Source organism: Desulfamplus magnetovallimortis (assembly GCF_900170035.1).
Lineage (GTDB): Bacteria > Desulfobacterota > Desulfobacteria > Desulfobacterales > Desulfobacteraceae > Desulfamplus > Desulfamplus magnetovallimortis.
Genome location: NZ_LT828552.1, coordinates 102,935 through 118,732 on the forward strand (window position 1 = coordinate 102,935; position 15,798 = coordinate 118,732).

The window sequence follows — 15,798 nt, forward strand, 5'->3', positions numbered from 1 at the left end:
TTAAAAAAGAGCTACATATAACATTGGAATTGATTTTTAATAACTTGCCCATTCACCTCAGCCCCAGCCACATTTTATAGCTTGGGAGGGGGAGTCTGGGTAAGTTCTCAAAGTTGACACCTATGATCTTGTAAGCCTTGTCAACACTGTCTGAATCAGGATTCCCAGGATTAACAGGATAATACAAGATTATCTATCCTGGACATCCTATCCATCCTGGTTATCCTGATTCAGACAAATGCAATAAGTTCTGAAAAAGCAATAAGATGTCGATTTTGAGTAAGTTAATTAAACCCGATTACATTACGAACTCTTTTCATATAGTTGGAACGGTATCACCCCAAACAATTTTGCAAGCCAAGTCGATATAGAGAAGATTATACACTATAATAATAAATTTTTAGAATTTTATTCTTGACAAAAGATCAAAAATAGAATTATCTTCAGATAATGCCTTTGACTTTTTAGCTTTGACAAAGCAATACATTTTAAAATAAGGACAAACCATATGGATGAAGTTGATTTTAAAATTTTAAAGATCTTACAAAAAAAAGCCAGAATTCCAAATGTTGAAGTTGCAAGAAAAATTGGAATGGCCCCTTCTGCTGTTCTTGAAAGAATAAAAAAACTTGAAGCACGTGGTATTATTTCAGGCTATGAAATGAGGGTGAACCCTGCACATTTCAACCGTTCAATGATTGCTTTTATATACATTAAAACCAAAGCTGGAAAAATTTCAGAAACTGCAAAGCTTTTGAGTAAATATCAGGAATTTCAAGAAATTCACTACATTAGCTGTGATGGCTGTCTGCTTGCCAAAGTCAGAATAAGCGACTGTGCAGAACTTGAAAAAATACTTGAAAAAAAATTGCTTCAATACCAGACATAGAATCAACAAAAACCACAATTGCATTATCAACATATAAAGAGAGCGCCAATTTCCCCCTGCCTGAAATCATATAACCCCCCATGTTTGCTGACGCATCAAAAAAAAACATGAAAGCCGTTGTATATCAGCATGTTACGGAGATTTTCTAATAAATATTACAATAACAACCCGTTACAAGGAGAAAACCACCATGCCAATGTCAGAAGCATTTCACAGAAGATTGTCAGAAGTTCTTGAAAAAACAGTTGAACATTTTGGAACCCCGTTCCATATTTATGATGAAATAGGAATAATTGAGACATGTGAAACCTTAAAAAAAGCCTTTGCAGGAAGAGAGGGGTTCAAAGAGTTCTTTGCAGTAAAAGCCCTACCCAACCCTGACATAATGAAGATCATGAAAGATCAGGGATTTGGATTTGACTGTAGCTCTGCTCCGGAGCTTTTGCTGTCAGAATCCATAAACAGCAGGGGTGAAGAGTTGATGTTTACCTCCAATAATACAAGTGTCAAAGATTTTGAAGCTGCTGCTGATTCTGGAGCAATACTCAATCTTGACGATATATCCCTTATACCAAAAGTCATGGCAATGCCGGAGCTTATATGCTTTCGATACAACCCAGGTCCTCGGCGTAAAGGAAACAAGATAATAGGCAATCCAATTGAATCAAAATATGGAGTAAGCCATGATCAAATTGTGGATGCATACAGATTGGTAATAAATAGAGGTGCAAAAAGATTTGGCATGCATACAATGCTTGCATCAAATGAGCTAAACCATGAATATATGGTGGAAACAACATCCATGCTCCTTTCAATGGTGGAACTTGTTGCAGAAGAACTTGATATCACATTTGAATTCATAAATATTGGAGGCGGCGTTGGCATTCCATACCGGCCTGACCAGATACCTTTAAATATTGAGGCAATGGGTAAAGAGTGCATTGATCTTCTCGACTCTTTTGAAGAAAAAAAAGGCTGGGCTCCTCTGCTGTTCATGGAAAGTGGTAGATATATGACAGGCCCCCACGGAGCACTTATAACCAAAGTTATTAACCATAAAAATATATATCGTAAATATGTTGGAGTTGATGCTTCCATGTCATCTCTGATGCGTCCTGGGATGTACGAAGCATATCACCACATCCATATACACGGAAAAGAAAATGCAAAATCCTATGAAACGGTTGACGTGGTAGGGTCTTTGTGCGAAAATATTGACAAATTTGCAGTCCAAAGGTCTCTACCTCTAACAACAGAAGGAGACATCCTGGTGATCCACGATACCGGAGCCCACGGCCACGCCATGGGATTCAACTACAATGCAAACCTTCGTCCCAAGGAACTTCTTCTAAGGGCAGACGGCAGAGTCGAACTTATACGAAGGGAGGAGACACCAGAAGATTATTTTGCAACACTTCGTTTTGAAAAGGACATTTTACATTAACACCTCATAAGTTATAAGTTACCCAAACGAACATCGCACAAAGTATCTCAAAAGCACCTGAAATACAGTTAGCAGTGATCTATTTGCAAGCTTATAACTCATTAAGATTAACACTCAATTGAAGGAAAAAACATTATGATCAAAATAGGTTCCGTCAGTTTCCCCCAGAATGTTGCAGACCAGGTTGCAGAGTGCTATACCTCACTTCCTGCACCTGCTGGAAATGTAAAAATGGTTGATACCTATATTTTTAATGAAGGAGAGCAGGATATAAGGGCATTTTCCATCTTCGAATATGATGATGAAAACGACAGTGAGCTTACAGTTTATCTGGAAAAAAGATATGCGGCATTTTCCCAAATACCTGGTGTTACTTACAAAATAGAAGACTGGATAAGGGTACAGGATGCTCTGAAAATGCTGGCGGATGGGATTTTTGATACAAACGTTATAAGTTCAAATATGAGTTTCTGAAGGGTGTAAAAAAAATGGGCAGACACATCTTTTGTATCTGCCCTTTTTATCTCTATTTTTTGACTCTGAGCGCCATTCCGTCAATTATGCGTAGGAGGTATCTCCTCACTCATAAAAATTTGACTCTCCGTCCGACTCCGTAAATGATGCGTAGGGGGCATCTTCTTTACGAGAGCATGCCCCTGAAAAGGTTATCAAGGCTGGTTTCTATTCATTATATCTGGCCAGATTGACTCAAGGCAAATATAACCATTTTTTGCATAAGACGTTCCTGCATGCTTGAAGGCTTGTCAAGATCCATTCGTTGGAGATAAGGCATGGCCTTTTCCGGAATGGATGATATTGATTTGCTTATAAGTCCGGGCATTATGGCAAATTTGCTCTTTGATGCAATCTCCTTCAGCCCCTTAAGTGCCTTACCCAGCACAATCTCTTCATCTGTCAAATCAGTACCAAACGGGAATGGCTGAAAGTACCCCTGAAGCCTGTAAGGCCCTAGTTTGCTTTCAAGGGTTTCCGGCAAATTGTTCCTGAACTGATCGGGAATCTGCCATTCTGCAGGAATCTTACCTGCCTTTTTGGCTTTAGCCAGAAGACTTTCCTGAAATCTGGAATCTGCAATACATATCAGTCTCTTCATAACTTCCCTGTCCGGTCTTCCCCTGACATCTGCAATTCCATATTCTGTTACAACAATATCTCTTAAATGACGGGGAATGGTTGTATGAGCATACTGCCATACTATATTGGAGACAGAATGTTCTCCTTCTCCCCTTGAACTTCTGATCATTGTAACAGCGCGGCCGTCAGCAAGCTCATGTGCCATTGATACAAAATTATACTGTCCCCCAGGTCCGCTTATTATCCTGTTATCCTCAAGGCCATCTGCAACAACAGCACCTGCAAGGGTTGCCATCAATCCTGCGTTTATGAAGCGCCCATGTTTTCTCTGAAGACGCTTTAACTCCTCATCTCCATAAAGATGGTTGACATAGTCAACACTTCTCATGTCTATAAGTTTCAGCCTCTCTTCATCCATTTCCCTGAGATCTTTATAAAAAGATTGAGGTCCCACAAAAAAACTTGCATAAAGGGCAATCCCGTTTTTCAGGGTATCTCCAAGGCAGGAGGCAACAACTGCTTCAAGATTGTCTGCATCTGACATGTCAAGGGAGTATGTTTTTCCATCAAGAAGCGCAGAGCCATTTTCGTATGTCATATCCTGTTTGAAAATTCCAAATTTCTGGAACAGATCAAACTCGCTCTTCTTGATTCTTGTATGGACAAGCTTTTCCTTCAAAAGTGCTCTGAAAATCTCCTCAACCTGATTTTCTGTAAAACCATTTGCATTTATAACTTTCTGCAAACGAATATCCTCATATACCTTTCTTTTAAGGATATCTGCCTTGAAAAGCTCAATCAAGCTGTCAACAAGCATCTCTGAAGATCCAAGAATGCCCTCTTCAAACTCGCCGATACCTCCCACAGAATCTATCAACTCACCAAATTTTGAGTAGATATCAGAGTCCTGCATAAATTGACGATAGGTATCATTGTGCTTATGGCGCATCTCAATTCCGGCAACAATGGCATCTCCAAGTGAACCAATCCCCACCTGTATGGTACCACCGTCCTTTACAAGGGTACTTGCATGCATTCCAATCATCCAGTCCACACTGTTGACCGGCTCTTTTGGGGCACCAAAAAGTTTAAAATGGTAATCAGGGCTGTCAATAACCATGTCATAGAATCCTGGCTCAACAACTGCCTTCCCGTACATAAACGGCATATCAGGATGCACCTGTGCAATAATGGCATTTTTTTTGCCTTCACGGGCACGCAGTTCTCTGAGGAAATGCCCTCCATCATAGTGGGTATCAGGATTTGAGCCCATACTGTACATAAGTTTTCCATCAATCTCTTTTTGGGCCACAAGCTGACAGATCACATTACATCCATTAATAAAGGCATCTCTGATAGCATGGGTGTAGTTTGAACCAAGATAGTTCTGGGCAGCATGGGAATTACCCATCCACCCTGCAGCTTTGTTGAAAAACTCAACCAGGGTGAAATTTGGTGGGGTCTTGTTTTTTCTCATATCAAGAACATACTGAAAATCAGGGAAATCTTCCCATATTCTCTCAACAAGGGGCTGCATGAAACGTCTTTCAAGCTCACTTGACCATGTTGGTTTTTCCAGAGAAACTGCCGTAATCAAAGTAAATTGAATGGTTGGATCCTGTTTTGCTCTGAGATAAAGAGCATTAATCAGGTGACAGGGCTTTGCAAGGGCAAGGGGAGCCGCCATTACAATTTTTTTCCCGACATTTGCAATAAGGTCGTCAATACATTTTTCAACGTCAGAATAGTATTCAGGTGCTTTTTTTTCCAATAGTGTTCCCCCTTTTTTAATCGTCAAAATTAATTCAGAATATTTCGTCTTCCGTGTATGACTTCAGAATGATAAGTAACTGGACTAAACTTTTTTTCGTTTTTTTTAGTTGTCCATTGGGGAGAGACTTAAAATCTGTCCCCGTTCCATAAATGGAAATAATTTATCCCTATTACTTACTCAAAATCGACACCTATAACATCTTGAACCTTGTCAATAGTGTCTGAATCAGGATTCCCAAGATTAACAGGATAAGGCAGGATTATCTATCCTGAACATCCTATCCATCTTGGTTATCCTGATTCAGACAAATGCAATAACTTCTGATAAAGCAGTAAAATGTCGATTTTGAGTACTTAGTATGGTTTAACCTTCCACAAACAGTTTTAAGCCATCAATAAACTCCGGATCCTCTTCATCCATAACAGCCACAACAGATTTATACATTCTTCTTTTGTGCTCTCCAAATATTCCCCGTTTTTTTGTAAATGTACGGGCAAACTCCATTACATCACTCTTTAATTCATCAATATCGTCACTTGCCTTTTCAATGATGTGATGTTCGGCAAGTTCCAAAGCTGTAACTCTTTTACCAGTCAATTTCAGTTCATTGAACTTATACTCAGGGATAGCTTTGCGCACAAAGGCTATCATTCCAGGCAGAAAGGGAATATTAATATCAACTTCAGGAAAACAGAAAAAACCCCTGTCTTTTTTCATGAATCTGAAATCACAGGCGCACGCAAGCATTGCACCATTACCAAAAGCGTGACCGTTTATAGCTGCAATAACAGGAAGAGGCATCAGAAGGATTCGCTTAAACACACGATTCATACCATACATGAAAGCCTTGATACTTTCAAGATCATTTTCAGCAAGTTTTCCTCCCATCCACTCTATATCAACACCCTGGGAAAAATTTTTCTCATCGGATGAAGTCAGAACAAGAGAAAAGATATCATTATCAGCCTCAATTTCGTCAAAAATCCTGTTCATTGTCTCTGCAAATTCAAGATTCTGACGATTACTGCCATTACACATAGAGACTACAGCCACACTGCCATCTTTTTTCCACTCAATTACAGACAAACCAATTCTCCTTGTTATCTATAAAAACAATTAGTTAAAGGGTTTTAAAAAAGTTGAGATACCCGTGAGAAACCATTGGGGGAACAGCTCTAATAAAGAGGTCAATCGTTTTTTATATCAAATCATCCCACTTATTACAAAAACAGGATATGATTTTAATAAACTATTTTCTCATAAAGTAAAATAGAATTACTATAGATTGTTGTTTTAATCAAGTCACTGCAACTTCTAATTTTATATTTCCCAAAAGAAAACTCCTCACTAATCAGTTCTTTCGCGACCACCAAACATACTATTTAATACAAAAAAGCTCGGAGAAAGGGCATTTTTCATATTAACTACAAAAGTAATTTACACTTTTGGGGAAATATTGGGCATCCTTCATTTGCCGGTTTACACTTTTTCAATGGCAAAATAACCCAACGGTAGAGACGCAATGCTTGCGTCTCTACTCCAGACAAGACGTGTAAACTACTTTAATCTGATATGAAGGATGCCAAATATTGAACCCTGATTAAAGGATTTAAGGATTAACATGATTTAATAATCAGGTTAAGCCCTTAATCATGAAAATCATGGTTCAGAAAAAGTGTAAACAGATAAATGAAACATGCCGGAGAAAGATATTGAAAGCAGATCACAACGAGCTGATTATCAATATCATATATTTCCAGCCTGTAATGCAGCATGCAAAATCTGTTTGACATACTTTGCATTTTCTGATTATCTCAAATGACATAATCACAAGTTACCAACCATTTGCCTTAAATCGCAAATCCTGAATTCTTATCAAAGTAAATGATTTAGGAAAGAGTTTATTTTACCGTGAAAATGACTATCATTTTTATATTTGGGGGTGATTGATACGTAATCAATCATGCCCGTTTACCGTAAAAATGACTATCATTTTTATATTTAGGGACAATTGATGCACAATCAATCATGCCTGTTTACTTGCCCATTGCACAACAGGCGACCTATGCAGCGGTCAGCCGTTTGAGAATTATCATTGGGCATTTTATTGAGTACTCATTCCTTAAAGTCTTGGGAACCAATATCCTGAACACTTAACTTTTTATATAGGAAAAAGCCATGATAATCGGACTCGATGTTGGCGGAACACATGCTGATGCAGTTCTGCTCAGTGATAAAAAAGTTGAAAGAAGTATTAAAGTCCCCACAGACACCTCAAATCTTTTTAATACTGTACTCACCTGCTTCAACCTCCTTCTTGAAAATATAAAACCCCAACTCATACAAAGAGTCGTAATAAGTACAACACTTACCACCAACAGCGTTGTTCAAAAAAACATTGACCCTGTAGGCATAATTGTCTCAGCTGGCCCCGGAATTGATCCTGATAATTTCAGAAGGGGCAACCACTATTATCCGGTTTCGGGTTCCATTGACCACAGAGGACGAGAAATTAAGCCTATCATACATGGAGAGATCGAAGCCGCAGCAGAAAAGATGAAAAAAGATGGTATAAAATATATTGGAGTTATAGGTAAATTCTCTCCAAGAAACCCTTCCCATGAAATCACAATCCACTCCATACTGAAACACCATTTTGATACCATTTTCATGGGACACAAAGTTTCCGGCAAACTCAACTTCCCAAGAAGAATTGCAACTGTTTACCTCAATGCCGCTGTTTTCAGCATGCACAAAAATTTTTTCAATGCCGTCACAGATACTCTTAAGCAAAAAGGGTTAACAGCTCCTATCCAGATTTTAAAGGCAGATGGCGGCACAATGAATCTGCACACATCCATGGAATTTCCGGGCCAGACCATTTTATCCGGTCCTGCTGCAAGCGTAATGGGAGCCATTCCACACGCACCTGACGACAAAGATATACTTGTTCTTGACATAGGTGGAACCACGACCGACCTTGCCGTCATGGTGAACAAAGCCCCCCTGCTTGAACCCGTTGGCATAGGAAGAGGAAAACACAAAAGCCTTATCCGTGCTCTTCATACAACTTCAAAAGGTATTGGAGGGGACAGCGAGGTTACCATCAAAAGAGGTGCTATTGCAATTGGACCTGATCGTAAAGGCCCTGCCATGGCATTTGGAGGTAACACTCCGACCCCCACAGATGCAATGATATATCTCGGGATTATGGATGCCGGAGACAAATCACTTGCAGAAAAAGGCATGGCACAAATTGCATCAAAACTTGAAATTTCACCCCAACAGGCTGCTGAGGCAATTTTTACCAAAACATGTTCCAAAATTGTTGAATTAACCCGTAAAATGGTTGAACGTATAAATAGCAAGCCAGTTTACACAGTTCATGAGTTCCTTGAAGGGTACAAAATAAACCCTCAACAGATTCTGCTTCTTGGAGGCCCTGCTCCCTTTATGGCTGCCAGAATTGAAGAGATATCGGGTATCAAAACCACTGTCGTACCCATGAGCTCAGTAGCCAATGCCATTGGTGCAGCCCTTGCAAGAACCACCTGTGAGATCTCTCTGCTTGCAGATACTGAACAGGGTATTGAGTCTGCACCTGAAGAGAACTATACAGAGACAATCACACGAAACTACCGGAAAGATGATGCCATGAAAACAGCTCAAAAACTTCTGGAAAAAAAAGCCATCCAATCTGGTGCAATAGAAGAGAATCTTGAGTTGGAACTTACAGAATTCCAGGAGTTCAATATTGTCCGACGTTTTTCCCTTCAGGGCAAAATCTTCAGGGTTAAAATGCAGGTCAAACCCGGATTAATAAAGGGTTTTTCCCTTGCAAGCTAACATAAAAGGTATCCTCCTTAAAAGTTTAAAGTTGTCGGGTAGTGCAGAAGCTTGGAAGTGAGCAATCTTAAGTGATCATCCTCAAAAACAACCCATCAGTTTAAACTTGAAGAAGCACTATAATACAAATTAGATGCATTCTCACGCTAAAAAGAGGTCAAAATGCTGAAATCTGATAAAAAAACCGGTCTTGTATTTTTCCCGGCCTTTGACTGGGCCATTGATCCTACTCATCCGGAACGTGAAGAGAGGCTTTTATATACCCAGGATCAGGTAATGGAGGAAGGTATATTTGACATTAACGGGATTACTGAATACAAACCAGAACTTATAAATGCCGATGATATACGTCGTACCCATTTCTGTGTTCCAGACGAAGCATCTGTCACAACCGAATCACACCTTATCAGTGCCGGAGGTGCTGCAGCCATTGGCAGGGCAGTAATGGAAAAGGAGATTGACAACGGATTTGCACTTGTACGCCCTCCAGGCCACCATGCCATGCGTATTGTTCATGGCGGAAGGGGCTTTTGCTACATCAACATTGAAGCTGTAATGGTTGAACTTCTCCGTCAGCAATACGGTATAAAAAGAGTTGTAATTGTAGATACTGATTGCCATCATGGTGACGGAACAAATGACATTTACTGGCATGATCCAGACACACTCTTTATTTCCATACACCAGGATGGGAGAACACTCTATCCCGGGTCAGGGTTTACAGGAGAGCTTGGTGGGCCTAATGCAAAGGGGTCAAACCTAAACATTCCTCTCCCCCCGGGAACAGGAACTGAAGGCTATCTTTATGTAATAAAAAATTCTGTCCTTCCAGCAATAGAAGAGTTCAAACCAGATATAATAGTCAACTCAGCAGGACAGGACAACCACTACACAGATCCCTTGACCAACATGAACTTTTCTGCACAAGGGTATGCAGAGCTTACAACTTTGCTTAAACCGGACATTGCAGTTCTTGAAGGCGGCTACTCCATTGAAGGTGCTCTGCCATATGTAAATCTTGGTATCATACTTGCTCTTGCTGGAATGGATTACTCCAATGTGGTGGAACCGGATTACCATCCAGAACGGCTGAAACAGGCATCCAATGTAACAGACCATATAAAGCGCACTTCAGATATCATTAACAATTACTGGAAGAAGCGCCATGAAATGCGGGAAAAGGCGGGTGCCAACGGTACTATTCAGGAGAGGCACAGAGAGATATTCTACGATACCGATAATATTTTTGAACGACAGAAAGAGAGAATAAGAATTTGCAGGGAGTGTGCAGGTGCACTTGAGATAGACTCCCAGGCAATGCCCGGATCCAGGATAATGGCTGTTCATATTCCTCTTAATGCCTGTCATGCATGCAAAGAGACCGCATACGATATGTTTGAACAGGCAAAAACCACAAAAAAATACAGCAAAATATTTCTTCAAGACAGACCAAAAGATGAGTATATCTGCTTCTAATATAGGCATCTTTACCGTAAAAATGACTATCATTTTTACATTTGGAAATAATTGGATACACAATCAATCATGCCCGTTTGATATTACAACTATTAATAACGGACATGGCGGATTACCGCCACAATCGAAGGGATGAAAGTCATTTTTAAAACAGTCTGTTAAGGAGACTTTCATATAAAATGAAAAAACATATTGAAAAAAGAGCTCTGATGATAAGAGCCATAAGAAGTTTTTTTGAGTCAGAAGGCTACCTTGAAGTGGAAACTCCTTCAAGAATTCCCATTCCAGTACCAGAGGAGAATATTGAACCATTTGAATCAGAAGGGTGGTATCTTCAATCATCGCCTGAAATCTGCATGAAACGGCTGGCAGCTCAGGGATATGGGAAAATATTCCAGATATGCAAATGCTTTAGAAAAGATGAAAGGGGAGATCGACATCTAACGGAGCTGACCATGCTTGAATGGTACAGGAAAGGTTATTCCTACAAAGAACTTATGGCAGAATGCTGTGACCTTATCCGGTATGTTTCTGCATATATACAAAATTATGGGCATGTTTTTCCCCAAAATGAAAAGAGTTCTACAAAAGAAACAAACAGACACAGAAATAGTAACCAGCCTTATCTACTTGAGTATGGAGAGCACCGCATAGCACTTGGTGATAAATGGAATATGATTTCTGTAAGAGATGCCTTCAGGAAATACAGCTCCATTACAATGGAAGAAGCTGAAAAGTCAGGTAGATTTGACGAAATAATGGCATTTGAAATTGAGCCTGAACTTGGCCTTTCAACTCCTGAATTTATATATGACTATCCTGCATCCATGGCTGCCCTCGCAAAGCTGAAATCCAATGATCACAGCCTTGCAGAACGGTTTGAGCTTTATATTGCAGGAATTGAACTTGCCAACGGCTTTTCAGAACTGACCGACCCTGTGGAGCAAAGAGAACGATTTGAAAGAGTACTCGAAAAACGACGGCAATCTGAAAAAGACAAACATGGAGAAATACTGCCTGAAAAATTTCTCTCTGATCTTGGTAAAATGCCACTGACAGCAGGCATTGCACTTGGTATAGACAGACTTGCCATGATTTTTGCCAACGCTTCAACCATTGACGAAGTGGTAACCTTCACACCTGAGATCCTATGAATACAATTTGTCACTTTGAACCTATAGCTTTCCAGAAAAAAATTTTATTTTTTGGTCAAAAAAAATAATGCAGATAACAGATAGTTAGACTTTTACATTATCAATTTAATTATCTGGAATACTATAATAACCCTTCGGGTAGTTTTTTTCCATAAAGTACGTGGCTTATACCCGCCACAATCAAAGGAACTATTTTCTGGTAATATCATCGTCATGACAAGAAGGGCACTCTTCTGGCCGCCCTGTACCAGGGGACTCCTCCCATTCATGATTACATGTATTACACATAAAGATTCTTGGCTTTATGACAATTTCATAGTTCCCGCCTTCAATATTGATAGCCTTTCCATTTATAATTGCATCGGCTATTACCTTTCTGGCATTCCTTAATATCCTGCCAAAGGTGGCTCTTGATACTTCCATCAATTCACCACCTTCTTCATGGGAAAGTCCCTGGAGATCTGCCAGTCGTATTGCCTCACGTTCATCAACCGTGAGATGTACCTCTGTCAAATCAAGCATGGGAATCCCCCGCGGCTTAAAATAACTTACTTCCGGCTTATATCCAACTTTTCTACTAATGACAGGTCGCACCATTTTCATTCCATTTCTGTTTTATTATTGTAATGTATCAACGACTTTAAGATTCTCTGCATCGCTGACACTTTGTGTCATAGTAAATCTGTAACCAGAAAAGGGGACTTTCATGTAAGAAACTCCCCTTTTTTGGTATTTAAGCATTTTAAAACATTTTAAAGCAACACAACAAACAAATTGGATAGTTTACTGTAATCACTAAAAAAGGCAGTTAAACGTGCATCTTACATCTTTGTTCCTTCGGCATGACTCTGAAGTTTAACCTCAACTTTCTCGGTCAGGCTGGCATAGTACTCACGCAGAATGACAAGAACCTCTTCACGTCCAAAATGGTCAACAACCTCTTCATTATTGGAAAGAGCATGACGAAGTTTTGTTCCGGAAAGAATTACTCTGTCGTCCTTGCCATGTGGGCAGGTTCTCATGGAAGCCATGCCATCACATTTGTAGCAATAGAATGTCCAGTCAATCTTCAGAGCTTCGCACTGAAGAGCTTTTCCAGGCTCAGCAGGAGCTGGAATGGCATCAAAGATCTCCTGTGCTTCAAAAAGTGTATAGAAATCACCAACGCCTGCATGGTCACGGCCGATGATCATTTTGTTTACACCATAGTTCTGACGGAATGTTGCATGAAGAAGAGCTTCACGAGGACCTGCATAACGCATATCAAGGGGATATCCACCCTGAACAACCTTATCTTCAACAAAATAACCTTTTACCAGAGTATCAATACACTTTACACGAACTTCAGCAGGAATGTCACCAGGTTTCAGGTTACCGATCAAAGAGTGAATCAAAACACCATCACAAACATCAATGGCTATCTTGCAGAGATGCTCATGGGATCTGTGCATTGGATTTCTAAGCTGCATGGAAGCAACATTTGCCCATCCTCTTTCATCAAAAATTGCGCGGGTCTGGGCAGGTGTAAGATAGACACCTTTAAATTTCTCGGGGAACTCACCTTCTGAAAGGACTTTTACAGGGCCTGCAAGGCAGAACTCTTTTCTGGCCATAACCATCTGAACACCAGGATGATCTTTAAGAGCGATTTCCCAGAATTTATCATCCGCAGACTCTTCTCCATGACCTTTGTAAACCTTCTCTGATTCCCATTTTTTATCTTCTTCGGTCATCTCAAACTTTTCGGTGACCTTCATTGTGGCATAAATCTCACCATTTCTTTCAAGGGTAATCTCATCACCTTCTTTAATGGCATCTGCGTCAGCCTTGGAAGCGTCCAGCATAACAGGAACAGGCCAGAACGTACCGTCAGCAAGAAGATAATCGGCACAAACACCTTTCCAGTCCGCTTTTGTCATAAAACCATCAAGGGGACTGAACCCACCGATACCCATCATGATAAGGTCACCTTTTACCTGGGAGCTTATCTCAATTTTCTTAAGACCAGCGGCTTTTTTAAGTTCTGCCTCAAGTTCAGCACCTTCAAGTTTGCAGCATACAAGACCTTTTCCACCATGTGGGGCAACTAATTTAGACATGTAACTTACTCTCCTTACTATTAAATATTAACCAAAATAAATGTCACTAACCGACATTTATACAAATTCAATCATACCTTATGATTCAAGCCAGCAATTCATGGACAGACCAAATTTTTGACCTTCAAAATCAAAATGTCAAAATCCTTTTTCTGAAGTCTATAATAGAATGAGCAAAAATCTTATCTCAACTAATAATGATTGAGAATTTTGTCAAGAACAAATATCATTTTTGCTTATATTCAATAAAAAAGCCTGAAAATTAATCAACAATATGTCATCTATAGCAAATAAAAGCACAGTTTTTTTTACTAAACATTTATGGATAGATTAATCCCCTCCGACCATAAATTAGGATAAAAACATTACATCAATTAATACTTATTATTAAAAAAATTACTATTAATAAGTTTATTTCATCTTCATCAATTTAACAAGGGAATCCATACTCTCAGCATAAAAATCAGCAGACAGGGATGAATTTTTAAAAGCTGCAAACCATGTTCCTGCATTTTGTGCCGCCTGTTGATCATACTCTGAATCGCCTATAAACAATATCTGACGCGGAAGCAAGGAAAGCTCATTCATAATTTTGACAAGTTCATCAGGTGCGGGCTTTGCATTTTCCACATCTGCTGCTGTCACAACCATCTCAAAAAAAGAAGTCATTCCATGTTTTATGAGTACGTCATGCATTGTATTTGTCCTGTTGGTTGCAATGGCTCGGATATATCCATGGGACTTGAGCAGAGTCAGCAGTCGTCGGGTGCCTGGCTCTCTTTCCATATACTTGATAAACGGATGGTACCCCATCTTTTTTGCAAAGGCAAATATTGGTTCAAGGGATTCCATTTCCGGAAAAAGATATTGAAATGCCTCCCTTACTGTAAACATATGCACCTTGACAAACTGTTCATCACTTAGTTTCGGCTTACCAAAATTACTTAAAAGGGTATCATAATAGTTTCTGTTAGCCTTTGCTGTATCAAAAAGAACACCATCACAATCAAATACCACTGCTTTTATATTATCAATCTCAATTGTCATATTTTTATCTCTGTATCTCTCGCAACCTGATTTTCAAATTTGACCAGGCACTACTCCATTATGTTCCCAAAAACACTGATTTTTATCTCAGGCTGAATGGTGCTGTCGGTTTTCAGTACAATCATATCAAAATAACGGCCAGGGCGATTCATAATATTTCTTACAACAATCTCGCACCCGTCGTTCTGTGTATTGTTTGACTTAATTTCAGCCACAATATGCTTACCCTCCTGTAGCTTCATGGAGAGCACTTTTAATGGATATCCTGGCTCCGGCACCACTGAGACTGATGCTTCAGTTTTTTCGGATTTTTTTCCCATAAGCCTTAAAACCCTTGGTGAAATTCTGACAATGGCTTTTACCACACCTTCAACAGTGAGATTCATGACTTTGTTGACGGGATCATTGCTATGTATTGAGATCACCTTACTAAGTGTTTTTCCGGCATAACCGTTTGTATCAACCTTTATCTGCAGCTTACCTTCCCCACCCGGGGGAATTTTCCTGTCATATGAGACAGCGGTGCAACCTCAGGCCGTCTTAACATTTTCTATAAAAAGTGGTGCCCCACCCTTATTCTGAATTATAAAGTCATGAGCAAGCTTTGTTCCTTCAGGCACATCATTAAAGGTAAACTGTGGCTCAAGCACAACAATATTAGGGACATTATTATACTTGTTCTCAGTTGATACAGAAACATCTATCTTAAAAACAAAGAGACAAAGCAGAAGCATAAAAACAATTCTGTATTTCACAATTCTCATATATTCCTCAATTTTTTAAGTTTTTTTTGAGGACTTTCATACTTTGTATGACAAAGAGTGCTGCCATAGCCGCCATATAAAAATATCCCCAAGTGGCTGTTTTTATGAGGGCTTTCACGCCTCATTGTGGCAGATGATGCTGCCATGGCCGTTTTACATGAAAGTCTCGGTAACAGCCTGTTTTTAAAACGACTTTCATCTCTTCGATTG

General features: G+C 39.6%; 12 protein-coding genes. 6 read left to right on the forward strand and 6 right to left on the reverse strand.

Going from position 1 to position 15,798, the window contains the following annotated elements; all coding sequences use genetic code 11:
• The first annotated feature begins 508 nt into the window (after positions 1-508).
• The 3 genes from MTBBW1_RS19200 (at position 509) to MTBBW1_RS19210 (ending at position 2,807) form a co-directional block, all read left to right on the forward strand.
• The gene (locus tag MTBBW1_RS19200) at positions 509-889 is read left to right on the forward strand and encodes an Lrp/AsnC family transcriptional regulator (RefSeq protein ID WP_245809473.1); all 381 of its coding nucleotides are present in this window, start codon (positions 509-511) and stop codon (positions 887-889) included.
• A 190-nt stretch (positions 890-1,079) separates the two neighbouring features.
• Positions 1,080-2,333, forward strand: a complete 1,254-nt coding sequence (locus MTBBW1_RS19205) for a diaminopimelate decarboxylase (RefSeq protein WP_080806097.1) — start codon at positions 1,080-1,082, stop codon at positions 2,331-2,333.
• A gap of 135 nt (positions 2,334-2,468) precedes the next feature.
• Positions 2,469-2,807 carry a hypothetical protein gene (locus MTBBW1_RS19210; RefSeq protein WP_080806100.1) on the forward strand — a complete coding sequence of 113 codons (339 nt, stop codon included), beginning with the start codon at positions 2,469-2,471 and terminating at the stop codon, positions 2,805-2,807.
• A gap of 214 nt (positions 2,808-3,021) precedes the next feature.
• Here the strand turns inward: MTBBW1_RS19210 and MTBBW1_RS19215 are convergent, their stop codons facing one another.
• Together MTBBW1_RS19215 and MTBBW1_RS19220 are read right to left on the reverse strand one after the other, a co-directional pair.
• Complete coding sequence (locus tag MTBBW1_RS19215; protein WP_245809474.1) at positions 3,022-5,199, reverse strand: acetyl-CoA hydrolase/transferase C-terminal domain-containing protein; 2,178 nt, start codon at positions 5,197-5,199, stop codon at positions 3,022-3,024.
• A gap of 366 nt (positions 5,200-5,565) precedes the next feature.
• On the reverse strand, positions 5,566-6,288 hold the full coding sequence (locus MTBBW1_RS19220; protein ID WP_080806102.1) for an enoyl-CoA hydratase/isomerase family protein: 723 nt from the start codon (positions 6,286-6,288) through the stop codon (positions 5,566-5,568).
• 1,092 nt (positions 6,289-7,380) lie between these two features.
• Between MTBBW1_RS19220 and MTBBW1_RS19225 the strand changes: the two genes are divergently transcribed.
• The 3 genes from MTBBW1_RS19225 (at position 7,381) to epmA (ending at position 11,678) form a co-directional block, all read left to right on the forward strand.
• Positions 7,381-9,048 (forward strand): hydantoinase/oxoprolinase family protein, encoded by a 1,668-nt coding sequence (locus MTBBW1_RS19225; RefSeq protein ID WP_080806106.1) that lies wholly within the window; start codon positions 7,381-7,383, stop codon positions 9,046-9,048.
• A gap of 162 nt (positions 9,049-9,210) precedes the next feature.
• A complete protein-coding gene (locus MTBBW1_RS19230) occupies positions 9,211-10,524 on the forward strand; it encodes a histone deacetylase family protein (protein ID WP_080806108.1) in 1,314 nt (437 codons plus the stop codon).
• A gap of 179 nt (positions 10,525-10,703) precedes the next feature.
• Positions 10,704-11,678: an EF-P lysine aminoacylase EpmA gene (gene epmA / locus MTBBW1_RS19235; RefSeq protein WP_080806110.1), complete on the forward strand. Its 975-nt coding sequence runs from the start codon at positions 10,704-10,706 to the stop codon at positions 11,676-11,678.
• Positions 11,679-11,867: 189 nt separating this feature from the next.
• On the opposite strand, the gene MTBBW1_RS19240 is transcribed toward epmA, so the two are convergent.
• The 4 genes from MTBBW1_RS19240 to MTBBW1_RS30050 all read right to left on the reverse strand — a co-directional run bounded on the left by MTBBW1_RS19240 (position 11,868) and on the right by MTBBW1_RS30050 (position 15,588).
• A complete protein-coding gene (locus MTBBW1_RS19240) occupies positions 11,868-12,281 on the reverse strand; it encodes a DUF134 domain-containing protein (RefSeq protein ID WP_342743943.1) in 414 nt (137 codons plus the stop codon).
• A gap of 218 nt (positions 12,282-12,499) precedes the next feature.
• Entirely contained in the window at positions 12,500-13,777 is a 1,278-nt protein-coding gene (gene sat / locus MTBBW1_RS19245) for a sulfate adenylyltransferase (RefSeq protein WP_080806115.1), read from the reverse strand.
• Between the two features lie 411 nt (positions 13,778-14,188).
• Complete coding sequence (locus MTBBW1_RS19250; RefSeq protein ID WP_245809475.1) at positions 14,189-14,824, reverse strand: HAD family hydrolase; 636 nt, start codon at positions 14,822-14,824, stop codon at positions 14,189-14,191.
• A gap of 50 nt (positions 14,825-14,874) precedes the next feature.
• Positions 14,875-15,588 carry an OS_HP2 family (seleno)protein gene (locus MTBBW1_RS30050; protein ID WP_262987222.1) on the reverse strand — a complete coding sequence of 238 codons (714 nt, stop codon included), beginning with the start codon at positions 15,586-15,588 and terminating at the stop codon, positions 14,875-14,877.
• Between the last annotated feature and the right edge of the window lie 210 nt (positions 15,589-15,798).